Source organism: Neobacillus vireti, from assembly GCF_036962465.1.
Lineage (GTDB): Bacteria > Bacillota > Bacilli > Bacillales > Cytobacillaceae > Neobacillus > Neobacillus vireti_B.
The window spans coordinates 1-23,293 of record NZ_JBALNF010000044.1 but is presented as its reverse complement, the minus strand read 5'-3'; the positions used below and the strand labels follow the sequence as shown (position 1 = coordinate 23,293).

The window sequence follows — 23,293 nt, the reverse complement described above, 5'->3', positions numbered from 1 at the left end:
AAGAATTTGTTTAAATATGGAAAAAGGATAAACCAATAAGGTTTATCCCTTCTGCTCTCTTTAGTGCTGATTTCCCTTTTTTTCGTACGCTTCAATGATCCTGCCGACAAGGGGATGCCGAACAACATCACTTTGTTCTAAAAAGATAAAAGAAATCCCTTTTACATTTTGCAAAATCTCTTCGGCTACAATTAAGCCGGATTTGGCACCTTTAGGTAAATCCACTTGTGTTTGGTCACCGGTAATCACCATTTTTGACCCAAAACCCAACCTAGTCAAGAACATTTTCATTTGTGCATGAGTGGTATTTTGTGCCTCATCCAAGATAACGAAAGCATCATCTAATGTACGGCCACGCATATAGGCTAGAGGAGCTATTTCAATTGTCCCCCGTTCAATAAGCCTCTGGGTATGTTCTGCCCCTAGAACATCGTTTAACGCATCGTAGAGAGGTCTTAAATAAGGGTCAACTTTCTCCTTTAAATCACCTGGCAGGAAACCAAGGCTTTCACCTGCTTCTACAGCAGGTCTTGTTAAAATAATTCGATTTACCTGCCCTGATTTGAGAGCATTCACGGCCATGACAACTGCAAGATACGTTTTTCCGGTCCCGGCTGGTCCAATTCCAAAGACCAAGTCATTTTTCTTTATGGCTGTTACATAGTGTCTTTGTCCAAGCGTCTTAATTCGAATTGTTTTTCCTTTAACATTTTTGCCGATTTCTTCTTCATATAAATTCACAAAATAATCCAAAGTACCTTTCTGAGCCATTTGGATGGCATAAAGGACATCTCGTTGACTTATATTAATACCTTTTCGGATTACAAAAATTAATCTGTCGATTATTTCGCCCGCCAAAGTGACATGATCTTCATCACCAGATAAGCTGACAGATTCTCCTCTTGTAATAATCGATACATTTAGCTCTTCTTCAATTGTTTTTAGGTTTTGATCAGAATTTCCTAGCAGCGTAATAGCCTCCGCCGGATTTTCTAACTGTACATTAATGGTTGTTAATTTCTCTGTCATCAGGAGTCTCCTTGGAAATCGGTTGTCCGACTGCAATGTTTTCAATTATCTTAAAATGGATATCTAGTATAACTTTACCATTTCCCATTGCTTTGTGTAAAATTTTTTCATCTTTTATCATAGCATCCTCATCTAGACTGCTTTTTATTTGTTTTTTTGCAAGTTCTACTGCCATTTTTTCAGCCTCGCTATTAGAATAGCTCCGTTCGTACACTTCGCGCTCTCGAATCGTTTTATTAACATAAGAAATAGGCAAATCCCAATTCAAAAAATGAATTTTATGGACATTCTTTTCTGTCTCATAATGCTTAAACTCAGGTTTTCCAAAACCCCAAATTGGTACTTCCAACTTTCCGAATAAGAGCGAATGTTTTTGTTCTTCCTTCCCATTATAGACGTTAAATTTGGTGACGAGTGGAAGCTCAACATGGCTTTTATACCATGTTTCTCCCCAAACTTCCCCTTTTGCAGCAGTAAGTTCAGGCTGATCTTCTTGTCCGAATGCACCGGAAACAAGTAACTGTCCTTTTTCAACATGATCATGAATATCAACCACCTTTTGCCCGCTTTCCACAAACATTTTGACAATGATGGCCTTCTTTTTTGCGATAAGATTTTGTGGTGAGGATTGCTCTGGTTTTTTAGGTTCATTTTTTTCTACCACTTGCAGATGGTAGGTTGTCCCCTTTAATTCCACACCAACCCATGTTAAAGCGCCAATATTATTGGTCAATTGTCTTTGGATTCCCTCCACGTTGGCAACAAGAAATTGAACTTTTCCTATTTTAACGCCCATCGTGTCCAATTCTTTACGGATTTGATACTCAGTTGCTGGTTTTGCCCCCTTAATTTCAATCCCCCAAATCATATTTGACAAGAGCAAAATAATAAATAAAAAGGCGGCGGCTCCCAACATAAAGCCGCTGTTTTTCAACAACCTTTTAAGTAGAAACGGGGCACCGCTGCGCTGTAAAAAGGAAATTTTGCATTCACTTGTTCTTGCAAACCTTCTAATCTTAAGAGCATCTTGAACCCGCATTTTGAATGTAATGGTCTCAGTGCCATGCCGTTTAACATGCCAAATATGTAAACCGTTCCTTGTTAAAACATTTAAAAAACGTTCGAGACCTTTGCCTGAAACTCTTACTGTAACTCTTCCATAAAAAAATTCAATCCACTGGTTTTTCATTTTGTGCCTCCCGCATCTTCATTTATATAAATGACCTGGTCTATCTTTCCTTGTAATAAAATCTCTTCAGGCAGAATGGTCTTTATGACAAACCCTTTACCTTTTATTAACAGTTGGCCCTGTTTTAACAACAAACGGAGTTCTTTATCAGTAAAAGACAGCAGGCCGCGGTGATTTTCTACATATATATGGATATGTCCAATCATTGTTATTCGTGGCAGGTCCATCATGACATCTTGAGGAAGATCCATTTTATTAGCCATCCAATTTCGAACACGCTGGCCCCATTTTTTTGCCATAAAAAAGAACCCCCTTTCATCTCATATTTATGAAATGAAAGGGGGTTCTAGCACACCTTTTTCTAGTCAGTTCAATTCAACTGGAGTGTTTTTTCACCCTATATGGATTTTTCGAACGTGGTTCCCCGAGTATTTCAGCCCAAATTATTCCATTAATAACAGTCTGAGAATCCGGATGGTCAGGTATTAGATAGTTTATTTTTTCTTGGCCATTTGCATTTTCTCTATTTGCTGCCGGAGTCCGCACTGCAGCTATCCTCATTCTGCTAGCCTCAGACTCTTGTCGCACTTGTTGGTATTCCTTTTCAAGTTCATTTAAGCTAGTCTCGGGTAATTTGGGTTTATTTTCTTCCTTCATTGACCTTGTGTCTTTAGGAAGGTTATCCGTTATTTCTTTAAACATGGTTTGAATATTTACCGGACGATTTCCTGTAGGTTTCCTGCCTGTTTGTCCTTGATTGTTTTTTGCCTTACCAAATATCATGGAGACAACCCCAACAACAATCATGATTAAAATCGTTTCCAAACCTGCCACCCTCCTTATTAACAGCGATGGGATTATTGATCATTCTTTTTCTCGCCCGTCATCTTTCCAATCGAGCCACGCATATCAGTGTCAGCTGAAATATTCTTAAAGTTCATATAGTCCATTACACCAATATTCCCGGATTTAAGCGCTTCAGCCATTGCAAGTGGTACTTCTGCTTCTGATTCTACCACTTTGGCTCTCATTTCTTGTACTTTTGCCTTCATTTCCTGCTCGAGAGCAACAGCCATTGCCCGGCGTTCCTCAGCTTTTGCCTGGGCAATCTTCTTATCTGCTTCAGCTTGTTCCGTTTGCAATTCTGCTCCGATATTCTTACCGATGTCAACATCAGCAATATCAATTGAAAGAATTTCAAATGCTGTACCGGCATCTAGACCTTTAGACAAAACTGTTTGTGAAATTAAATCTGGATTTTCAAGAACTTTGCTGTGACTATCAGATGAACCAATAGTGGATACCACACCTTCCCCCACTCGAGCTACAACAGTTTCTTCACCAGCACCACCGACAAGCCGCTCTATATTGGCACGAACGGTAATTCTTGCTTTTGCCTTTACTTCTATTCCATTCATCGCAACACCGGCAATAAAAGGGGTTTCAATTACTTTAGGATTTACACTCATTTGCACAGCCTCTAATACATCACGTCCTGCCAAATCAATAGCAGCACAGCGTTCGAAGGATAATTCGATATTGGCACGGTGCGCCGCAATTAAAGCATTAACCACTCGATCGACATTTCCGCCTGCAAGATAGTGACTTTCCAGCTGGTTAGTGGTGACATTTAAACCAGCTTTATGGGCTTTTATGAGCGGATTTACCACCCTGCTTGGGGTTACACGTCTAAGCCTCATACCAACTAATGTAAAAATACTTATTCGTACTCCTGCAGCTAGTGCGGAGATCCATAGCATAACTGGTACAAACGATAATAAAATACCTAAAAAGATTAGGGCAATGATAACAACTACGATAATAAAAATAGTTCCGCCTGATAAAATATCCATTTACAAACCCCTCCTAACATTTATTGTACTTCTCTCACAACAATTCGTACTCCTTCAACCTTAACGACCTTAACTTGAGCGTTTTTCTCTATAAAACCTCCTTCAGTGACAGCATCCACTCGTTCATTGTTAATAACAATTGTCCCTGACGGCCGTAAGATCGTAAGCGCACGGCCTTCCATTCCTAAAAGATCAGTACGGTTAATATTTGAAACATACCCATCCTCTTTTCTCGCTGAATCTGATAGTACCATCTTATTGAATAAAACAAGCCTTTTTCCAAAAGTCTTAATCATCAAAAAGAATATAAAAATAGAAACAGCAATGGCTATTAAGATGGAAACACCCATTTGTAAGGCATCTTGGCCTGCTAAAAACAGACTCAAAAGCAGGGCAGTAAATCCAAGTGTACCTGCGATTGCCCCAGGCAAAAAAAACTCCAAAAAAATAAGCAGGATTCCGGCAACAAATAAAATTAATGTTCCAAATCCCGCTAAACCTGCTTGAAAGTGACCATAAAAGAATAAGATCAAGGCCAAGATCCCTATTAAACCTGCAATACCAAATTTGGCTGTAAAAAGCTCCAAAACGATTCCTGCTCCAGCAATGGTTAAAAGGATGGTTACAACAACCGGATTTGTTAGAAACTCAACCATTCAAGCCCCCTCCTTTCCATCTTAAACTTTCTGACTATCTGTTTTACGTTTCAGGCAACAAAAAGTTTCTAATGAATCAAAATAAGTAAAAAGACTACTGGCATTAACCAGCAGTCTTTATGTCAGAATACTTATGAAAGGTGTTGTTGTACAAATTTATTAACGAGCGAACCATCTGCTTTACCTTTAACTTTAGGCATAATAGCAGCCATCACTTTTCCCATTTCTGCTTTTGATGTTGCGCCGACTTCAGCAATTGTTTCTTGGACAATCACTGACAGTTCCTCTTCAGATAACTGTTGCGGTAAATACAGCTCAATATTCTCAAGTTCTGTACGCAATTTATCAACTAGGTCTTGACGACCAGCCTTATCAAATTCATGGAGGGAGTCTTTGCGTTGTTTTACTTCGCGAGAAAGGACTGTTAACTCTGCATCTTCAGAAAGCTCTTTTGTACCGAGCTTGATCGCTTCATTTTGAAGTGAAGCTTTCACCATCCGAATAACTGAGAGTTTGTCTTTTTCCTTGTTTTTCATCGCTTGTTTCATATCATTGTTCAAACGCTCGAGAAGACTCATATAATACACCCTCTCTTAAAACTTACGTTTTCTTGCAGCTTCAGACTTTTTCTTACGTTTTACACTTGGTTTTTCATAAAATTCGCGCTTTCTTGCCTCTTGCAAAGTACCAGTTTTTGATACTGTACGTTTGAAGCGACGAAGAGCATCTTCAAGCGATTCGTTTTTACGAACGACGGTTTTAGACATTCTCTTTCCCTCCCTCCGAAACACAACACACTTACATTCAATCCATGTACCTTGCAATTATAATATAACCTTGTTACAAGGTCAACTTAAATTCACACAAATAAACGTGAAAGGTGATGATAACCTTGTCTAAATAATTGGCATGTCCCTTCAGGCCCTGCCATACAATGAAGCGAGGGGGCAAAACATATGCTATACATACTATTATTTGTACTATGCATTTTATTATTTATCTTTGGAATGACAATTATTAGATTCGGTTTATTTAACTTGTCAGCCAATAAATTAAAAACATGGTTAATTAAGCTGACCAGTACCCCATTAAAAGGGATGTTAACGGGTACATTTATTACTGCACTATTACAAAGCAGTTCAGCCGTAATGGTGATTACCATTGGTTTAATTTCGGCGAGGATCATGACCTTTCCGCAATCAATCGGCATCATACTCGGCACCAATATTGGGACGACCTTTAAAACAGAATTAATTACTTTTGACATAGATAAAATCCTTGTCCCGTTAGCGGTATGTGGTGCACTGCTTATATTATTTAAGAATAAACGGGCACGAAGTATCGGGATGCTGCTTTTTGGAATTGCCTCTGTTTTCACGGCAATGAAAGGTTTTGAATTACTGGCCCAGCCTCTTACAGGCATGCCGTTTATCAGTAAATTTATATTGTCAATGAATGATAATATTGCTCTAAGCCTGTTGACAGGAACCGTTATCACCTCAATCATCCAGTCTAGTACTGCAATGACTGGAATTGCCATGGGATTTTTAACAGCCGGACTGCTTCAGCTTGATGCCGGAATTGCCATTGTTCTTGGGGCAAACATTGGGACCTGTATAACAGCTGTAATTGCATCAATAGGAGGCGGCAGAGAATCGAGGCTTGCAGCATTTGCCCATGTTTGGCTCAATGTTTTTGGTGTGTTACTATTTATCCCACTAATTCCTTTTTTAACAAAAAATGCAGAACTTCTTGCTAGTCAATCAGACATTCAGCTTGCACATATTAGTGTTATTTTTAATGTTGCAACCTCTTTGATTGTTTTACCATTTGCAACTAAATTTGGCGAAATGATTCTCTTTTTACACGACAGAACACCTAAAAAACCAATTTAATAAAACAAGAGGCTGACTCTGTTGATTGGGGCGAGGAGGAGGCTCCCCGTACCGCCCGCGAACCGCTCGCGCCTGGAACGGAAATCAACAGATAGTTGAATGTATAAATAAATAAGGTGCCCTAAAAGTTATACTTTTGGGACACCTTATAATATCTTAAATAGCCGCTTCTTCCTTATTAAAAACTTCCTCTTTCATTGCTGCCAGATCTTCCACCACTTTGACAAACTGTCCTTTATTATAAGGGTAACCAGCTTGGGTAATTTTGACTTTTACAATTTTACCGACCATAGCTTCGGTTGCGGGGAAAACCACTTTTAAATAATTATCAGAGTATCCAACATACAGTCCGGTATTCTCTTCCTCTTTGTATTCCTCTTCAGGAATTACCTCCAATACTTCACCTTCAAAAAGGGATGCGTATTCTTTGGCTAGTTGATCTGAAAGAGAAATCAAACGGTGAACACGCTCATTTTTAACTTCCTCATCTACTTGGTCCTCCATTCTCGCAGCAGGAGTACCAGTTCGCTTTGAATAAGGGAATACATGAAGTTCTGAGAATTTATGGTCTTTAATAAAGTTGTAAGTTTCCATAAATTCTTCCTCTGTTTCTCCTGGGAAACCAACGATTACATCCGATGTGACCGCAAGACCTGGGAGTACTTCCTTAAGACGCTCTAATCGTTCCGCAAAAAATTCCATTGTATACTTACGACGCATACGTTTTAAAACAGAATTAGATCCGGATTGAATAGGTATATGCAAATGACGAACAATCAGATTGGAGTGTTTAATTACTTCAATCACTTCGTCCGTAATTTGACTAGCCTCAATCGAAGAAATTCGCAATCTTTCCAGGCCTATTACACCTGCTTCTAAATCACGAAGCAAAGCAGCAAGATTATAGTCTTTCATGTCTTCACCATAACCGCCAGTATGAATACCAGTTAAGACTATTTCCTTATAACCGGCATCAACAAGCTGCTGGGCTTGATGAATGACTTCTTTTGGATCACGGGATCTCATCAGCCCTCGTGCCCAAGGTATTATACAAAATGTACAAAAATTATTGCAGCCTTCTTGAATTTTCAGGGATGCACGCGTTCTGTCCGTAAAAGCTGGAACATCAAGCTCTTCATAAACTCGATTTTTCATGATATTCCCTACGCCATTAATTGGCTGGCGTTCTGTTTTATATTGTTCAATATAATCCAGCATTTTTACCCGATCCTGTGTTCCTACTACAATATCAACCCCAGGGATCGCCATGATTTCGGCTGGAGAAGTCTGAGCATAGCATCCAGTTACACAAATAACTGCATCCGGATTTTTTCGAACAGCACGCCGAATGACTTGACGGCTCTTTTTATCGCCCGTATTTGTAACGGTACATGTATTAATAATATAGACATCGGAAATGGATTCAAAATCAACCCGCTCATAACCTTCTTGTTTAAACAACTGCCAAATGGCTTCTGTTTCATAATGATTCACCTTACATCCTAGTGTATGAAACGCAACTGTTGCCATTTAATCTCACCTCAATAGTTCAAAATGATAGGAAATAGCCGCAAGTGAATATAATGGGGCCGTTTCTGTTCTTAAAATTCGCGGTCCTAAACCACATAGCCCAAAACCATATTCCTTTAATTGCTGAACTTCTTCCTCAGCTAGGCCACCTTCTGGTCCAAAAACAATCAGGAGGGTTTCGCCGTTTTTTATCTTTTTTAACGTAGAAGAAAGCACCGAGGTCTCGCCTTGTCTGCTTTCTTCCTCATACGCTGCTAATTTATAATCAAAGTCCCCGCTCATTTTGAGCAACTCTTTAAAGGACATCGGATTCATAATGGTTGGTAATATAGTCCGATGGGATTGTTCTGCCGCTTCCTTAGCAATCTTTTGCCATCTATCTATTTTTTTAGCCGCTTTTTTTTCATCCCATTTTACAACCGAACGGGCAGCAGAAAAAGGAAGGAACTGATGGGCACCTAATTCCGTCCCTTTTTGAATAATCCATTCCAGCTTGTCCCCTTTGGGTAATCCGCTTGCGATTGTTATTGAAATTGGAAGCTCGGGACTGTCATCTATCCATTGTACAACGTCTGCAACGACACTTGAATTGGTAATTTCTGAAAGCTTACAAACAGCCTGTTTGCCGTTTGGATCTACACAAATAATTTGATTATCGATTTGCATCCTCATGACCTTTACAATATGGTGACGGTCCTCTTCATCGATAAAAAATTGATTATCATTTGCTTGATGTTGAACAAAGTAGCGTTGCATACATTGCACCTCTCTTAACATTATACTCTTTATTCTTCTACTTTTCAGAAGTAAGGAAAATAAAAAGGGGTTTTTCCACCCCTTTTTTAGCCATTATTTCCTTTTTGCAATAATCGCAACCCAATCTTCCATTAGAATGGTTTCAATGATTTCAAAGCCTGACTCAATTAGTGCATCTTTTACTAAATCTTTTTTAGGCTGGATAATTCCAGACGCTATAAAAGAGCCTCCTGGTTTTACCACACGAGCAACATCATTAGTGAATCGTAAAATAACTTCAGCTAAAATGTTTGCAACAATGACATCAGCGGAATTTTCTTCTACTCCGTCTAAAAGATTGTTTTGTGCAACCACAACACTCTCATTGACCTTATTAAGCTTAATATTAAGCTTTGCGGATGCGACGGCCACTTCATCAAGATCATAAGCCCTGACGTCTTCCGCCCCTAGCATAGCAGCTGCGATACTAAGTACTCCTGAGCCAGTCCCTACATCGATTATCCGATCACCAGGCCGCACAGTCTTTTCTAGTGCTTGAATACACATAACGGTTGTTGGATGTGTTCCTGTCCCAAAGGCCATACCAGGGTCCAATTCAATAATTAATTCATCACTGCTAACAGGTTCGTAGATCTCCCATGTTGGCACAATCGTGAATTTTTCTGATATTTTAACTGGATTATAATATTTTTTCCAGGCTGTAGCCCATTCTTCTTCATTTACTTCACTAATGGTAACTTTATTTAACCCTAAATCAATATCATGGAGGATAAGATTGTTAATTGATTCTTTAATTGCGTCGACCGTCTCTCCCAGGAAACTGTTAACAGGTAAATAGGCTTTGATAATAACGCCCTCTTCGGGATAATCATCTGGATTAAGTTGGTAGATTTCTCCGAATTGATCTTCCCTTTCCTTCGTCAATTCAAAGGGATCTTCGATAACTACACCGCTCGCCCCGGCTTCATGTAAAATATTTGAGATAGGTTCGATCGCCTCGTTTGTTGTGTGGATACTAATTTCTGACCACTTCATCTCTACCAACTCCATCCTTACTCGCTTTTAAAAGCTCTTTTTACTTTTGAGAAAAAACTTTCTTCATGTTCACCGATTGGTGAGGAACCACTTATGTCCGCAAATTCTTTGAGAAGCTGTTTTTGTTTATCCGAGAGCTTCGTTGGAGTAATAATACGGACGATTATATACTGATCTCCAACACCATATCCACGAACGTTTGGAATCCCTTTCCCTTTCAGGCGGAATTTTTTGCCTGTTTGTGTACCAGCAGGTATTTTAAGCTTCACTTTGCCTTTTAAGGCTGGAACCTCAATTTCATCACCCAAGGAAGCTTGAACAAACGTAATTGGCATCTCACAATAAATATCATCGCCGTCGCGTTCAAAAAATTCATGGGAACGAACCTGGAATACCACATAAAGGTCGCCGGCCGGACCGCCGTTTGCTCCAGCTTCCCCCTGGCCTGACATGCGCAGTTGTTGACCATCATCAATACCAGCAGGAATCTTAACATGAATTTTTTTGCGCTTTTGAACTTTTCCTTTTCCACCGCATGTTGAACATTTATGTTTAATCTCTTTTCCAGTACCATTACAATGATGACAGGTTCTGCGATTAACAATTCTGCCAAATGGAGTGTTTTGTTCCACATTTAACTGTCCTGTACCATGACAATGCTGACAAGTCTCTGGCTGCGTGCCAGGTTTAGCACCGGAGCCATGACAGGTTTCGCATGTTTCTTCTCTTGGAATTTCTATATCTGTTTCTTTTCCAAACGCCGCTTCTTCAAATGACACCGTCATTGTATATTGCAAATCAGCACCCTGTCTAGGCGCATTCGGGTCACGTCTTCTCGAACCGCCGCCACCGCCAAAGAAGGTATTAAAGATATCTTCAAACCCTCCAAAACCGCCGCCAAAGTCACCACCACCACCAAAGCCTCCGAAGCCTTGATTTGGATCTGTATGGCCGAACTGGTCATAATGAGCCTTTTTTTGGTCATCGCTAAGCACTTCATAAGCTTCAGCAATTTCTTTGAATTTTTCAGCTGCATCTGGCTCTTTATTAATATCTGGATGATATTGTTTAGATAATTTTCGATAGGCTTTTTTTATTTCATCCTTAGAAGCACTTTTACTAACACCTAGTACTTCATAGTAATCCCGTTTACTCATGATTACCACTCCCGAATCTGTCACATAAAGATTATTCTAACACCGTTTAGTTGGGTATTGCAATAAAAAAGCCAAAGCCGAATACTTTGACTTTGACTTTTTCGCAAGAATAGGGTTCGATATCTGTCTAGCTGCAGCGCCTAGCGCTTCCGCTTTTCTATTTATCGTCTTTTACTTCCTCAAACTCTGCATCGACGACATTGTCATCTTTTGGACCAGCAGCTCCAGCATCTTGGGCACCTTGTTGTGCTTGAGCAGCCTGTTCGTAAAGCTTAACAGTTAACGCTTGAACGATTTCCTGCAGGGCATCTTTTTTCGCACGGATTTCATTTAGGTCGTTTTTCTCAATGGCTTGCTTTAAGGCATCTTTTGCTTCATTAGCATTTGCTACTTCTGCGGCATCCACTTTACCTTCTAGATCTTTTAATGTTTTTTCTGTTGTAAACACTAGCTGATCAGCCTCATTGCGAAGTTCAACTTCTTCTTTGCGTTGTTTATCTGCTTCTGCATTTTCTTCGGCTTCTCTAACCATTTTTTGAATTTCTTCATCAGAAAGACCTGTTGAAGACTTAATGGTAATTTGCTGTTCTTTATTTGTGCCCAGGTCTTTTGCCCGAACATTAACAATACCGTTTTTATCGATATCAAATGTAACTTCAATTTGTGGGATTCCACGTGGTGCTGGTGGAATATCTGTTAATTGGAAGCGTCCTAATGTTTTGTTATTAGCGGCCATTGGGCGTTCACCTTGTAAAACATGAATATCAACAGCTGTTTGGCTATCAGCAGCAGTTGAGAATACTTGCGATTTTGATGTTGGGATCGTTGTGTTACGGTCAATTAACTTCGTGAACACGCCGCCCATTGTTTCAATACCAAGTGATAGCGGAGTTACGTCAAGTAAGACAACATCTTTAACATCACCAGTGATAACACCGCCTTGAATAGCTGCTCCCATTGCAACTACTTCATCCGGGTTTACACCACGGTGAGGCTCTTGACCAGTTGCTTTTTTGATCGCTTCTTGAACAGCTGGAATTCTTGTAGAACCACCAACAAGGATAACTTTATCAATTTGCGATGGTGTTAAACCTGCATCACTTAATGCTTGACGAACAGGGCCCATTGTACGTTCAACAAGATGTGCAGAAATTTCATCAAATTTTGCTCTTGTCAATGATACTTCTAGGTGAAGCGGACCAGCTGCACCAGCAGTGATAAACGGTAAAGAAATCTGTGTTGTAGATACACCTGATAAATCTTTTTTCGCTTTCTCAGCTGCATCCTTAAGGCGTTGTAATGCCATTTTATCTTGAGAAAGATCAATTCCATTTTCTTTTTTAAATTGTTCTACTAAATAATCAATAATGACTTGGTCAAAATCATCCCCGCCAAGACGGTTATCACCGGCAGTTGCTTTAACTTCAAATACACCGTCACCTAATTCAAGGATTGATACGTCAAATGTACCACCGCCAAGGTCATAAACAAGGATGGTTTGGTCTTGGTCAGTCTTATCTAAACCATAGGCAAGCGCAGCTGCTGTTGGTTCATTGATAATACGTTCTACTTCAAGACCTGCAATTCTGCCTGCATCCTTTGTTGCTTGACGCTCTGCATCGTTAAAGTAAGCTGGTACCGTAATAACCGCTTTCGTTACCGGTTCGCCAAGATAGTCTTCTGCGTATGATTTTAAATATTGAAGAATAATAGCTGAAAGCTCTTGTGGAGTATAATCCTTTCCTTCAATATTTTCTTTGTAACTTGTACCCATGTGACGCTTAATTGAAATAATCGTATTTGGATTTGTGATCGCTTGGCGTTTCGCCACTTCCCCTACTTGGCGTTCACCGTTCTTAAACGCAATTACAGAAGGAGTTGTACGGTTTCCTTCGGGGTTTGGAATTACTTTTGGTTCTCCGCCTTCTAGAACAGATACACAAGAGTTTGTTGTTCCAAGGTCAATACCAATTATTTTACTCATTGCCTTTTCCTCCTAATAAATATGTAGATTATTGATTTACTTTAACCATTGAAGGGCGAATAACTCGATCCTTTAATAGATATCCTTTTTGAAACTCATCAGTAACAACGTTTGCTCCATAATTCTCATCTTCTCCCTGCATAACTGCTTGATGCAGGTGTGGATCAAACTCTTTGCCAACAGCCTCAATAGGTTCCACACCTTCTTTTTTCAGTGCATCAACCATACTGCGGTAAACCATATCCATTCCTTGCAGTAAAGCCCTAGTCTGTTCATTGTCGGCTTCTACTTTCATGGCTCTTTCAAAGTTATCTAATGCTGGCAGTAGCTCGGTGATTAATTTTTGGGCTCTATATTTTTCGCTCGCTTCTTGGTCAATTCTAGTACGGCGGCGGAAATTATCAAAGTCTGCCTGAAGTCTTAAGATTCGATTGTCTGCTTCTTCTAACTTAGCTTTAAGCTGCTCGATTTCTTGCAGATATTCATCAACTGGATTAGACTCAGCCACATTTGTTGGCTCACTTTCACCCACAACAGGTTCACCTGTATTTTCTTCAGTAAGTTCAACTTGTTCATTATGCTCAATTTCAACTTCTTCGTTGATGGTATTATTTTGTTCTTTTGTCAACTTACTCACCTCCCTTAAAGGATTCATAACAATTTATCGTAACTGATAGATTACAAAGGAAAAGGGGTGCCTAAAAGGCAAATCACCCTTACTCAATATTACCAGCACTAGTTACTTTGATACAGTTTAGTTAAAACAGTGGTTAAATCTCTGCTTAAAAATTGAAGCAAGCTGATTACACGCGAATATTCCATTCTTGTAGGTCCTAATATCGCAATTGTTCCTAATTTTTCAACACCCACAGAATATGAAGCAGTAATTAAACTGCAATTATCCATCGCACTGACATTATTTTCACGGCCGATTTTAACATGAATGCCAGCAGACTCGTTTCGGATTAAATTATAAATCCATTCCTCTTGATCAATCATGGTTAATAAACTGCGAATTTTGGTGATATCGTGAAATTCCGGTTGGCTTAACATATTGGTTTTCCCACCAAAAAACAGCTTCTCTGATACCGGCATTTTAAAGGATTCTCCAATCATATGGAGCATTAAATCGTAATTATGGATATGCTGCCGTAAAAGCATCGCCACTTCCTTATAAATCTTATCATTTAACTCTTCTAGCGGTACGCCGGATAAACGGTCATTAAGGATATTCACCGTTTTTTCGATATCACTGGCTTCCACCATATCCGGCAGCGAAAAAGTCCTATTTTCCACATGACCTGTATCCGTAACGAATATAGCGACTGCTGACTCCCTGTTCAAAGGAATAATTTGTATTTTCTTTAACTTATTTATACTAACAGCTGGTCCTAGAACGATGGATGTATAATTGGTTAACTCTGATAAGATCTTTGCGGATTTTTGGATGATTGCCTCGAACTCAAAGATCCTTTCAGCAAAAATTGATTGAATGATTGAGATATCTTGCTTATTTAACGCTTGAGGCGAGAGTAAATGATCCACATAATACCGGTATCCTTTTTCAGAAGGCACACGTCCTGAGGAGGTATGTGTCTTTTCGATATACCCCAGCTCTTCAAGGTCGGCCATTTCATTTCGAATGGTAGCGGAACTAAAGGAAATTTCCTCTTTTTTCGACAAACTTCTTGAGCCGACTGGTTGGGCAGATCGAATAAAGTCATCAACAATTACCTGAAGAATCAACAACTGCCGATCTGTTAGCAACTTTCATCACCTCTGTTAGCACTCTTTGTTAACGAGTGCTAATTATATTAATAAATTATCAAAAAAGGTGGGATGGTGTCAATTAAAAAGAACACAAAATGGCACATCAACCTAAAGACTTTACTTTAGATTACTCCCAAAAAGGCCTGGAATACTTCGTTGCCCAACAAGCGGCCCTGTTTAGTTAAATATATATTATCGTTCTGCACTTCTATCCATTGTTTAGCCCTTAAATCCGTAAGTTCATTAGCAAATAATTGTAGTGGATCGCAGGCAAATTTCTCATAGAAGCGGGTAATGGAAACTCCTTCAGATTTTCTTAGACCCAAGAACATTTCTTCCTCCATCTGTTCTGCTTTTGTAACCAGATGGTCTTCAAAAATGGGTAGCAAATGGTTATTTAGCTGGTCGATATATTTCCTTAATGGACCTGTATTCGACCGTCTCCATCCGTTTACATAACTATGCGCCCCTGCACCAAATCCATAGTAGTATTCATTATTCCAATAGGTTAAATTATGCTGGCTTTCATATCCCGGTTTTGAAAAATTACTGATTTCGTATTGATTAAATCCGTGTTTTTCCATTTCTTCCATTAACATTTCATACATGCCCGCTTCAACATCTTCCCCCGGAGTTGGCAGCTTACCCTTTTTTAATAAATTATAGAAAACAGTTTTAGGCTCAATAATGAGCGAGTAGGCAGAGTAATGAGGGATATCAAGTGAAAAAGCCTCCGTTAAGGAATCTTTAAAATCCTGAACAGTTTGAGTCGGTAAACTGAAAATCAAATCGATACTGATATTTTCAAAGCCAACCTTTTTGGCCTGATCAACTGTCTGGTAAACATCCTTTGCTTGGTGGACACGGCCGATCTTTTTTAAGAGCTCGTTATTGAAGGTTTGTACTCCAAGACTTATTCGGTTAACCCCAGCATCTCTTAATATTTGTAATTTCTCTTTGGTTAAATCACCAGGATTGGCTTCAAACGTAAACTCTAGCTTTTCGCTTTTCGGCAGATTCGTATGAATACTTTCACAAAAAGTGTAGAGCTGCTGCTCATTTAAAGAAGTCGGTGTCCCGCCGCCAACAAAAATGGTGTCTAGTGAATCAGTTGGAAATTCACTAAGAGTAAATTTCATTTCCTGGTCTAGTGCCTTTATATAATCATCAACAGGCTGGCCCTTTAAAAAGACCTTGTTAAAATCACAATAGTGGCAAATATGCTCACAAAAAGGGATATGGAGGTATGCTGCTTTAATCATGTTTCTTCCTCTATTCTGTAATAAAAAGAGGCTAGGAGAACCTGCCTTAGGCAATCCCTAACCCCTTTAAGTTGTTATTTTTTCGTATTGTTATCGTCCATTTTCAATACGGCCATAAACGCTTCTTGTGGTACTTCAACAGAACCTACTTGCTTCATCCGTTTCTTACCTTCTTTTTGCTTTTCTAACAATTTACGTTTACGGGAGATATCCCCGCCATAACATTTAGCTAATACGTTTTTACGCATCGCTTTAATTGTAGAACGAGCGACAATTTTTTGCCCGATTGCCGCTTGAATAGGCACCTCGAACTGTTGTCTTGGAATGAGTTCTTTCAATTTCTCAACTATAATTTTGCCGCGGTCATAAGCAAAGTCCTTATGAACAATAAAACTCAAGGCGTCTACTTTTTCGGCATTCAATAATATATCCATTTTAACCAGACTTGATGGTTGATAACCAATCAACTCGTAATCAAAAGAAGCATAGCCCCTCGTGCTCGATTTCAATTGATCAAAGAAATCATAGACAATTTCAGCAAGTGGTATTTGATAAACAATGCTGACCCGATTTTCACCTTGGTATTGCATATCAATAAAGATTCCGCGCTTTAATTGGCAAAGCTCCATAATAGCACCAACATAGTCGTTTGGTGCCATCATCGTTGCCTTCACATATGGCTCTTCGACGCGATCAATTTTTTGCGGGTCTGGCATATCAGAAGGATTGTCGATATTTAGTTGCGATCCATCCGTTAAATGAACCTTATAGATAACACTTGGTGCCGTTGTAATTAAATCAATTTTAAATTCACGCTCAATCCGTTCCTGGATGATTTCCATATGAAGAAGGCCAAGGAAGCCGCATCGGAAACCAAAACCGAGTGCTTGGGATGTTTCCGGTTCAAATTGAAGCGCAGAATCATTCAGTTGTAATTTCTCTAAAGCTTCTCGGAGATCATTAAATCTGGCTGTATCAATTGGGTAAAGTCCACAGTATACCATCGGATTTAATTTACGATATCCTGGGAGAGGTTCAGTTGCACCATTTTTTGCATTGGTAATAGTATCACCAACACGTGTATCCCCAACATTTTTAATAGAAGCTGTCAGGAAACCAACGTCCCCAACAGACAGCTCATCACGCATCACAGCTTTTGGCGTGAACACACCTACCTCGTTTACCTCAAATTCTGCCCCAGTAGCCATCATCTTTATTTTATCACCAACTTTAACCCTGCCTTCAACCACACGGATATATGCAACAACACCACGATAGGCATCATAAAGAGAGTCAAAAATCAAGGCTTTTAATGGTGCTTCGGGATCACCGGTTGGAGCAGGCACCTTTTCCACTACCTGTTCGAGAATCTCTTCGATTCCAATGCCTGCCTTCGCCGATGCAAGAACGGCTTCAGAGGCATCCAGACCAATCACTTCCTCGATTTCGCCGCGGACTCTTTCAGGTTCGGCACTTGGCAAGTCAATTTTATTAATAACAGGTAAAATTTCAAGGTCATTATCTAGGGCTAGGTAGACATTTGCTAGTGTTTGTGCTTCAATTCCCTGTGCGGCGTCTACCACTAAAACAGCCCCTTCGCAGGCTGCTAGACTTCTTGAAACTTCGTACGTAAAATCGACATGTCCCGGTGTATCTATTAAATGGAAAGTATATTCTTCTCCATCTTTTGCTTTGTATTTTAGTTGTACAGCATTTAACTTAATTGTAATTCCGCGTTCTCTTTCTAAATCCATTGAGTCCAATAGCTGATCTTTCATTTCACGAGAGGATAAGGCATTCGTTTTTTCCAAGATCCGGTCAGCTAAAGTTGATTTCCCATGGTCAATATGGGCAATAATAGAAAAATTTCTAATTTTTGATTGTCGTTTAAGTCTTTCTTCTCTGTTCATGGTCTTCCACTCCTACTATACTCGCACATGTACACTATTTTTGATTATATCAGTAGGGCTAATAAGATTCAATACAGAATGCCACTCCTGATTTTAGGCATGCTTGGCTGGCTATGAAAAGTGATTGATATTCAAGAGCTCTTTTATCAACATATTTTCCTTCAGTTAACAAAATGAAAGACGGCACAAATATCTGCCGCCTTACCTTAATCCGCAATCAGGTCAATTAATTTTTCCGAAGCCCCCGAGATCCCTTCCGACATTTTTCTGCCCATTGAAGAAAAGAGATTAAAGGCGCTTATTTCCTCCAATCTTTTCTTCTTTGCTTCAATATCGTGGCTGGAAATATCATTTCCAAGGAACGATGCCCTCACATTATGGTCCTTTTCATGAATGCTGACAGCTGTTTCTAGATTGGGATCGTCATACCCTTTCATTTTTTGAATCCCATTATTCGCTAATTGCATTCCTGTTAGAACGGCAATTAACAGTAGAGCAGCTAGACAGAAGCTTTTAAACATAAACATCTTCATAAAAATGCTCCTAACCTCTATTGTTTAGTAGACGGTTGCTGTGTATCCTGATTTACTTTTTCTGCCTGCCAGTAGAAATCACTAAACACATCGGCAAGCGCATCAGCGGAACGGTTTAATTCTTCGAATGTATTATCAACACCGCCAAATTCCATTAGAATCGCATTCTCAGATAGGTTCTGATTATATATACTATTCGATCCCGCAGCATTTTTAATAATGACTCCCCTGCTTAATCCTTTATATTTTTTTTCAAGTCGATCATGTAGTTCCTTTGCTAGTTTTGCATTTTTTTCGTAGTTTGGATTTTTCCCACCGATAATAAACGCAACCTTGGCATAGGACTTTCCTTTAATTGTAACCGTTGTATTATCCCTGCGTTGTGAATCACGATGAATATCAATAAAATAATGCAAATCATGATTACTGGTCATCGCGGTTTGAACCACGGTCCGCGATTCATCATAGGACTTCCAGAATTTCCAGCCTTTTTTATTTAATGCGGCTTGAATATCTGTCTTATCTATAAAACTGCCAATTCCTCTGTCGGCCAAGCTGGTCTTTAATTGGTCACCAATCTTTGTCACATTTATTTGCGAGTGATATGCTAAATCGGGATTGGTTACTCCTTTTAGATAGGGAAGATAGGATTCGCGATTATGAGAGAAGTACACGTAGACAACCTTCCTTCCTCCAGTAGTTTGACCTGGTGCAGGTGAGGTATTTTCATCCGACGGCTTGTCCAATCCTTCTAAATTTTGTAAAGCTGCTTCTCGTTCCTCTTTCATAATTTCAATCGGTGGTGCTGACTCAACCGGCATATTTGTATAGTTTGTCCCTTCCCCAGCTACAAGTATTTTTCCGTCAAATTGATAAAAGCCCGGCAGTTCTCTGCCGAGAAGGCTGCGCGGATCATTTAGATTAATATTGCTGGATAGGGTAAATATCAAGTTGGTAAGCTTCGGTGTAGTCACCCAGCTTTTCCCTACCTTTAAAAAATGATGATTTTCCCAACCCATAAATTGATATAGCAATTCACCATTTACATTCGTAGCTGCTTGATTTACCGAAGTTGACATAAGTCTATATTGCGGTTTCAAAGACGTTAAGAGACCGCTGATAGAGAAAATTAATATAATAAATAGGGAAAGTACGGCAAAAGATTTCAGGATGCTTGTCCCTTGGACGATTAAAAAGGCACTTGATGTTTTTGTGTTTTTCATAGTTCCACCTCGCTTAAACGATTCTAGTAAATACTATGTCATTACTAGAAATGGTAGAACCTATATTTTAATTTAATAGTTGAAGTAACGAGGGCTATCAATGGAACAGCCCCCGTTAGTTTGTTTTATCTTGTATTAAAACCAGCATTCTCTTGATCGATAGCAGTATGCAAAGCGGAATTTAATCCATTGGCAATAAGGTTCGCCATATCCTCGATGAACACATCTACTTCTTTTGGTGTCACCATTAAATTATGACCAATTGGTGAAAGAACTTCGTAGATTAGTTTTCTTTTTTCCTCATCCGGGAGTGTGCCGATCATACCTAAAAAGGTTTTACGATGTTTTTCTTCAGGCAAATCCTCATCCGTTAATTTTCTTTTCTCGCCAAAGGTCATACCTGCGGGTGCAAGAGCTCTCGAAGGACGATTTCCTTCCCTTAGCTCTTTCCCAAAATGTTTTAGAATGAAGTCTATCGTATCACTTGTTATTGATACAGCGTCTACGACGGTTGGAACTCCTATGGCGATAACCGGAATTCCCAAGGTCTCCTTGCTTAATTCCTTTCTCTTGTTCCCGACCCCTGAACCAGGATGGATACCGGTATCAGAGAGTTGGATGGTTGAATTGACTCTTTCTATAGAACGTGATGCTAATGCATCGATAGCGATAACGAAGTCCGGTTTCGTTTTTTCAACCACCCCAAAAATGATGTCGCTTGTTTCAATCCCAGTCAGGCCCATTACACCTGGTGATAGGGCACTAACAGATCGGTAACCTTCTTCAACATTCTCAGGCTGAAGCTGAAATAAATGCCGAGTGACCAGGAGATTCTCACACACCATCGGACCAAGGGCATCCGGAGTTACATTCCAATTCCCCAACCCTACCACGAGGCAAGAATCCGTTTTTTTTATTCCAGATCCCGCCAAAAAATGGGCAAATTCCCTGACGAAAATTTCTTGCACCTTTTGTTGAACCTCGGAATTCTGCTGCCTAATCCCTTGTACCTCTAATGTTAAGTATCGGCCTGCTTTTTTTCCTAACTGTTCTTCCCCTTGCTTTGAAACTTCAACTAGAGAAACTTTTATATCGTCAACATCTTTTTCTTTAATAATGACTCCTTCAATTTTCGAAAGGTTTTCTTCTTCTCCGACAGATCTTCCCGCAAGCACCATTTCTCTAGCTTCAATCGCTAAATCTGTTCGTATCGAATACTTGCTTAAATCAATAGACTCATTCATAAAATCCACTCCTAATAGAAAATCCTAAATAGAAACTATTTCCTATTTTTGCCCTTAAGCCCGTAAAACATGCATTTTAAATTCGGTTACCTATGAATTGTGTATTGCAATCTGGCCTTCTGTTTGATAAAATACTTCTTGTTCTGAATTATTATGGATGAATGCAAAGTCGAGTTCATATAAGTCTCGATTCTTTGTAGGAGGTGAATGGAATGCCTAACATTAAATCTGCAATTAAGCGTGTGAAAACAACTGAAGCTCGTAATGCTCAAAATACAACTGCTAAATCTGCAATGCGTACGGCTGTTAAAAAAGTAGAAGCTGCTGTTACTCTTAACGATGCTGCTGCTACTAAAGAAGCATTAGTTGCTGCTGCTAGCAAATTAGACAAGGCTGCTGCTAAAGGTCTTATCCACAAAAACGCTGCTGCTCGTAAAAAATCACGTCTAATGAAAAAGTCTAACGCTCTTTAATTCTTAAAAAGCGTACAAAAAAACGATTCCTATCTGGAATCGTTTTTTTATTATCTGCTGTGTTAAACCAGGATGTTGATTTCCGCTCCTGACGCTCGCTTTCCGCGGGCGTGCCGGGGAGCCTCCTCGGCGCTTAAGCGCCTGCGGGGTCTCCCCTGCCCCGTACTCCCGCAGGAGTCGAGCGTCCTCCGCTCCAATCACCATCGTTTCAAAAATAAACAATAACACCTTCTTTTAACACAACCTTATTACCTTTTTAATCGGAACAATAGCATTTCAATCAGCAATGATTTGTTCATTCCGCCGGTTTTCATCTGGTAATCCGCCTCTGCTAACATCTCCATTAGGTTAGCTAATTCTTCATCCCTAAAACTTCCTGCCTGACCAAGGGCAAGCTTTACCCGGAACGGATGAATTTTTAAATAGGCGGCAATTTGCTGCTGACCGTACCCTCTTCTTGAAAGTTCCTTTACCTGATAGATGAGACGAAATTGACCTGTCAATAGCGCTAATATCTTAATGGGCTCTTCATTTTGTTTTAACAAGTCATAATAAATCCGCAACGCCTCATCTAATTTTCTTTGAACCACTTTCTCAATAAGGGTAAAAATATTTTGCTCAAGCGTCCTAGCGACCAATTTTTCTACTAGCCCGCTATCAATCCGTTTTTTCTCAGCAGCGAATAAGGACAATTTGTCCACCTCACTGGCAAGCATAAACATATTAGTACCTGCTAAGGAAAGTAATAGATCAATCGCATTCTCTTCAAAATCCATCCCATTACTTACTGCTTTATCTCTTACCCATTTTTTTAATTCATGTTCAGATAACTTTTTAGCCTCAACTAATTCAGCACTCCGTTTAAGCTCTTTGGTTATTTTTTTTCTTTCATCCAATTTTTCATATGGTGCCGAAATGACCATCACTGTATATGGAGCAGGCTCTTTCAGGTATGCTTCTAACTTTGCCAGATTGTGTTCTACCTTTGCCTTCGTTTTTTCTGCAGTTAAGAAAACGGGATTATGTAAAAAAACAACCTTTTTCTCCCCTAAAAAAGGAAATGTCTCAGCGTCCTCTAATGCGAAATCCACTGAAGTCTCTTCTAAATCATAAGCTGAAAAATTAAAATCCTTTTCTTCTTCGTCTAGAATATGGTTCAGAAGTAATTGTTTTGTCTCATTGATTAAAAATGCCTCTGTTCCATATAATAAATAAATAGGAGCAATATCCTTTTTTTTGATTTTTTTCCATATTTCTAATACCATTTGTCCAGCGCTCCCCTAAATTTTCACTCATATCTTATCGTAAAGAAGCTTGGACCTTTTGACAAGTACTTAAAGGGAATTAGCACGTTTATCCAACAAGCCAATTCCCGAATCTATTTGAACGCCAGCAATATTTGACCTAGGATCTTCTATTGACTGGCGGGATTCCTCTACTTATAGTGTAGCCCTTCCTGAGTCGAACTATTTTGACAACTCTTGTCAGTACAGGAAAGAAGCAAATAGCAGGCTGGATTTTTTCAGGCGAATAGCTTATACTATACTTGAAAATAGGAGGGGTATAGCGTGAATCATTTTGAAAAAGACGTGCAAAGTAAACGTAATGATGCGATTGATTCTGGGGTAGGTTTTGGAGTTTCTTTCGGCTTTTTTGCTATAATCTTTATTATTGCAACAGTCATTAAGCTAATTGGTTCCTAATGAATGCTACATAATTTAGTAAAGAGGCTGCAATGCTGCAGTCTTTTTTTTATGACTGTGTTGGTCTAGAAAGTTGATTTCCACTCCAGGC

24 protein-coding genes are annotated in these 23,293 nt (G+C 39.4%); 3 read left to right on the top strand and 21 right to left on the bottom strand.

Features of this window, described 5'->3' with window-relative positions:
* Positions 1 to 60: 60 nt before the first annotated feature.
* From V7077_RS18665 to rpsU, 8 genes are all read right to left on the bottom strand, one after another.
* Positions 61 to 1,029 (bottom strand): PhoH family protein, encoded by a 969-nt coding sequence (locus tag V7077_RS18665; RefSeq protein ID WP_335504668.1) that lies wholly within the window; start codon positions 1,027 to 1,029, stop codon positions 61 to 63.
* Positions 1,004 to 2,218, bottom strand: coding sequence for a sporulation protein YqfD (gene yqfD, locus V7077_RS18660; protein ID WP_335504666.1), 1,215 nt, complete (start codon positions 2,216 to 2,218; stop codon positions 1,004 to 1,006). The genes V7077_RS18665 and yqfD overlap by 26 nt, the downstream gene beginning before the upstream one ends.
* On the bottom strand, positions 2,215 to 2,517 hold the full coding sequence (yqfC, locus tag V7077_RS18655) for a sporulation protein YqfC (protein WP_215043698.1): 303 nt from the start codon (positions 2,515 to 2,517) through the stop codon (positions 2,215 to 2,217). The genes yqfD and yqfC overlap by 4 nt, the downstream gene beginning before the upstream one ends.
* Positions 2,518 to 2,593: 76 nt before the next feature.
* Positions 2,594 to 3,043, bottom strand: a complete 450-nt coding sequence (locus tag V7077_RS18650) for a hypothetical protein (protein WP_335504664.1) — start codon at positions 3,041 to 3,043, stop codon at positions 2,594 to 2,596.
* Positions 3,044 to 3,075: 32 nt separating this feature from the next.
* Entirely contained in the window at positions 3,076 to 4,071 is a 996-nt protein-coding gene (floA, locus tag V7077_RS18645; RefSeq protein ID WP_335504662.1) for a flotillin-like protein FloA, read from the bottom strand.
* 20 nt (positions 4,072 to 4,091) lie between these two features.
* The gene (locus V7077_RS18640) at positions 4,092 to 4,727 is read right to left on the bottom strand and encodes an NfeD family protein (RefSeq protein WP_335504660.1); all 636 of its coding nucleotides are present in this window, start codon (positions 4,725 to 4,727) and stop codon (positions 4,092 to 4,094) included.
* Positions 4,728 to 4,858: 131 nt separating this feature from the next.
* Positions 4,859 to 5,305, bottom strand: a complete 447-nt coding sequence (locus V7077_RS18635; protein ID WP_335504659.1) for a GatB/YqeY domain-containing protein — start codon at positions 5,303 to 5,305, stop codon at positions 4,859 to 4,861.
* A 15-nt stretch (positions 5,306 to 5,320) separates the two neighbouring features.
* On the bottom strand, positions 5,321 to 5,494 hold the full coding sequence (rpsU, locus tag V7077_RS18630; protein WP_007087607.1) for a 30S ribosomal protein S21: 174 nt from the start codon (positions 5,492 to 5,494) through the stop codon (positions 5,321 to 5,323).
* Positions 5,495 to 5,683: 189 nt separating this feature from the next.
* Between rpsU and V7077_RS18625 the strand changes: the two genes are divergently transcribed.
* Positions 5,684 to 6,622, top strand: a complete 939-nt coding sequence (locus tag V7077_RS18625) for a Na/Pi symporter (protein WP_335504657.1) — start codon at positions 5,684 to 5,686, stop codon at positions 6,620 to 6,622.
* A 156-nt stretch (positions 6,623 to 6,778) separates the two neighbouring features.
* Here the strand turns inward: V7077_RS18625 and mtaB are convergent, their stop codons facing one another.
* From mtaB to gpr, 12 genes are all read right to left on the bottom strand, one after another.
* On the bottom strand, positions 6,779 to 8,152 hold the full coding sequence (mtaB, locus tag V7077_RS18620) for a tRNA (N(6)-L-threonylcarbamoyladenosine(37)-C(2))-methylthiotransferase MtaB (protein WP_335504656.1): 1,374 nt from the start codon (positions 8,150 to 8,152) through the stop codon (positions 6,779 to 6,781).
* Positions 8,153 to 8,158: 6 nt separating this feature from the next.
* A complete protein-coding gene (locus V7077_RS18615) occupies positions 8,159 to 8,908 on the bottom strand; it encodes a 16S rRNA (uracil(1498)-N(3))-methyltransferase (RefSeq protein ID WP_335504655.1) in 750 nt (249 codons plus the stop codon).
* 93 nt (positions 8,909 to 9,001) lie between these two features.
* A complete protein-coding gene (gene prmA, locus V7077_RS18610) occupies positions 9,002 to 9,943 on the bottom strand; it encodes a 50S ribosomal protein L11 methyltransferase (RefSeq protein WP_335504653.1) in 942 nt (313 codons plus the stop codon).
* Positions 9,944 to 9,960: 17 nt separating this feature from the next.
* Positions 9,961 to 11,100, bottom strand: coding sequence for a molecular chaperone DnaJ (gene dnaJ, locus V7077_RS18605; protein WP_335504651.1), 1,140 nt, complete (start codon positions 11,098 to 11,100; stop codon positions 9,961 to 9,963).
* Between the two features lie 157 nt (positions 11,101 to 11,257).
* Complete coding sequence (gene dnaK, locus V7077_RS18600) at positions 11,258 to 13,084, bottom strand: molecular chaperone DnaK (protein WP_335504650.1); 1,827 nt, start codon at positions 13,082 to 13,084, stop codon at positions 11,258 to 11,260.
* Between the two features lie 28 nt (positions 13,085 to 13,112).
* Positions 13,113 to 13,739 (bottom strand): nucleotide exchange factor GrpE, encoded by a 627-nt coding sequence (grpE, locus tag V7077_RS18595; protein ID WP_335504649.1) that lies wholly within the window; start codon positions 13,737 to 13,739, stop codon positions 13,113 to 13,115.
* Between the two features lie 80 nt (positions 13,740 to 13,819).
* Positions 13,820 to 14,851: a heat-inducible transcriptional repressor HrcA gene (gene hrcA, locus V7077_RS18590; protein ID WP_335504647.1), complete on the bottom strand. Its 1,032-nt coding sequence runs from the start codon at positions 14,849 to 14,851 to the stop codon at positions 13,820 to 13,822.
* A gap of 125 nt (positions 14,852 to 14,976) precedes the next feature.
* Positions 14,977 to 16,116: a radical SAM family heme chaperone HemW gene (gene hemW, locus V7077_RS18585; RefSeq protein ID WP_335504646.1), complete on the bottom strand. Its 1,140-nt coding sequence runs from the start codon at positions 16,114 to 16,116 to the stop codon at positions 14,977 to 14,979.
* Between the two features lie 74 nt (positions 16,117 to 16,190).
* Positions 16,191 to 18,026: a translation elongation factor 4 gene (gene lepA, locus V7077_RS18580; RefSeq protein WP_335504645.1), complete on the bottom strand. Its 1,836-nt coding sequence runs from the start codon at positions 18,024 to 18,026 to the stop codon at positions 16,191 to 16,193.
* Between the two features lie 206 nt (positions 18,027 to 18,232).
* Complete coding sequence (locus V7077_RS18575) at positions 18,233 to 18,559, bottom strand: DUF3679 domain-containing protein (protein WP_335504644.1); 327 nt, start codon at positions 18,557 to 18,559, stop codon at positions 18,233 to 18,235.
* 17 nt (positions 18,560 to 18,576) lie between these two features.
* On the bottom strand, positions 18,577 to 19,782 hold the full coding sequence (spoIIP, locus tag V7077_RS18570) for a stage II sporulation protein P (RefSeq protein ID WP_335504642.1): 1,206 nt from the start codon (positions 19,780 to 19,782) through the stop codon (positions 18,577 to 18,579).
* A gap of 125 nt (positions 19,783 to 19,907) precedes the next feature.
* Entirely contained in the window at positions 19,908 to 21,026 is a 1,119-nt protein-coding gene (gene gpr / locus V7077_RS18565; RefSeq protein ID WP_335504640.1) for a GPR endopeptidase, read from the bottom strand.
* A 212-nt stretch (positions 21,027 to 21,238) separates the two neighbouring features.
* On the opposite strand from gpr, the gene rpsT reads away from it, so the two are divergent.
* Positions 21,239 to 21,499 carry a 30S ribosomal protein S20 gene (gene rpsT, locus V7077_RS18560; RefSeq protein ID WP_215043755.1) on the top strand — a complete coding sequence of 87 codons (261 nt, stop codon included), beginning with the start codon at positions 21,239 to 21,241 and terminating at the stop codon, positions 21,497 to 21,499.
* Between the two features lie 248 nt (positions 21,500 to 21,747).
* On the opposite strand, the gene holA is transcribed toward rpsT, so the two are convergent.
* Positions 21,748 to 22,764 (bottom strand): DNA polymerase III subunit delta, encoded by a 1,017-nt coding sequence (holA, locus tag V7077_RS18555; RefSeq protein ID WP_335504638.1) that lies wholly within the window; start codon positions 22,762 to 22,764, stop codon positions 21,748 to 21,750.
* A 303-nt stretch (positions 22,765 to 23,067) separates the two neighbouring features.
* Here holA and V7077_RS18550 point away from each other — a divergent pair, with 303 nt between their 5' ends.
* Positions 23,068 to 23,202, top strand: a complete 135-nt coding sequence (locus tag V7077_RS18550; RefSeq protein WP_215043760.1) for a YqzM family protein — start codon at positions 23,068 to 23,070, stop codon at positions 23,200 to 23,202.
* Positions 23,203 to 23,293: the final 91 nt, after the last annotated feature.

Coding starts and splice junctions, on each gene's coding strand:
- V7077_RS18665 (WP_335504668.1), bottom strand. CDS start 1,029: ATGACAGAGAAATTAACAACCATTAATGTACAGTTAGAAAATCCGGCG.
- yqfD (WP_335504666.1), bottom strand. CDS start 2,218: ATGAAAAACCAGTGGATTGAATTTTTTTATGGAAGAGTTACAGTAAGA.
- yqfC (WP_215043698.1), bottom strand. CDS start 2,517: ATGGCAAAAAAATGGGGCCAGCGTGTTCGAAATTGGATGGCTAATAAA.
- floA (WP_335504662.1), bottom strand. CDS start 4,071: ATGGATATTTTATCAGGCGGAACTATTTTTATTATCGTAGTTGTTATC.
- V7077_RS18640 (WP_335504660.1), bottom strand. CDS start 4,727: ATGGTTGAGTTTCTAACAAATCCGGTTGTTGTAACCATCCTTTTAACC.
- V7077_RS18635 (WP_335504659.1), bottom strand. CDS start 5,305: ATGAGTCTTCTCGAGCGTTTGAACAATGATATGAAACAAGCGATGAAA.
- rpsU (WP_007087607.1), bottom strand. CDS start 5,494: ATGTCTAAAACCGTCGTTCGTAAAAACGAATCGCTTGAAGATGCTCTT.
- V7077_RS18625 (WP_335504657.1), top strand. CDS start 5,684: ATGCTATACATACTATTATTTGTACTATGCATTTTATTATTTATCTTT.
- mtaB (WP_335504656.1), bottom strand. CDS start 8,152: ATGGCAACAGTTGCGTTTCATACACTAGGATGTAAGGTGAATCATTAT.
- V7077_RS18615 (WP_335504655.1), bottom strand. CDS start 8,908: ATGCAACGCTACTTTGTTCAACATCAAGCAAATGATAATCAATTTTTT.
- prmA (WP_335504653.1), bottom strand. CDS start 9,943: ATGAAGTGGTCAGAAATTAGTATCCACACAACAAACGAGGCGATCGAA.
- dnaJ (WP_335504651.1), bottom strand. CDS start 11,100: ATGAGTAAACGGGATTACTATGAAGTACTAGGTGTTAGTAAAAGTGCT.
- dnaK (WP_335504650.1), bottom strand. CDS start 13,084: ATGAGTAAAATAATTGGTATTGACCTTGGAACAACAAACTCTTGTGTA.
- grpE (WP_335504649.1), bottom strand. CDS start 13,739: ATGAATCCTTTAAGGGAGGTGAGTAAGTTGACAAAAGAACAAAATAAT.
- hemW (WP_335504646.1), bottom strand. CDS start 16,116: ATGATTAAAGCAGCATACCTCCATATCCCTTTTTGTGAGCATATTTGC.
- lepA (WP_335504645.1), bottom strand. CDS start 18,026: ATGAACAGAGAAGAAAGACTTAAACGACAATCAAAAATTAGAAATTTT.
- V7077_RS18575 (WP_335504644.1), bottom strand. CDS start 18,559: ATGAAGATGTTTATGTTTAAAAGCTTCTGTCTAGCTGCTCTACTGTTA.
- spoIIP (WP_335504642.1), bottom strand. CDS start 19,782: ATGAAAAACACAAAAACATCAAGTGCCTTTTTAATCGTCCAAGGGACA.
- gpr (WP_335504640.1), bottom strand. CDS start 21,026: ATGAATGAGTCTATTGATTTAAGCAAGTATTCGATACGAACAGATTTA.
- rpsT (WP_215043755.1), top strand. CDS start 21,239: ATGCCTAACATTAAATCTGCAATTAAGCGTGTGAAAACAACTGAAGCT.
- holA (WP_335504638.1), bottom strand. CDS start 22,764: ATGGTATTAGAAATATGGAAAAAAATCAAAAAAAAGGATATTGCTCCT.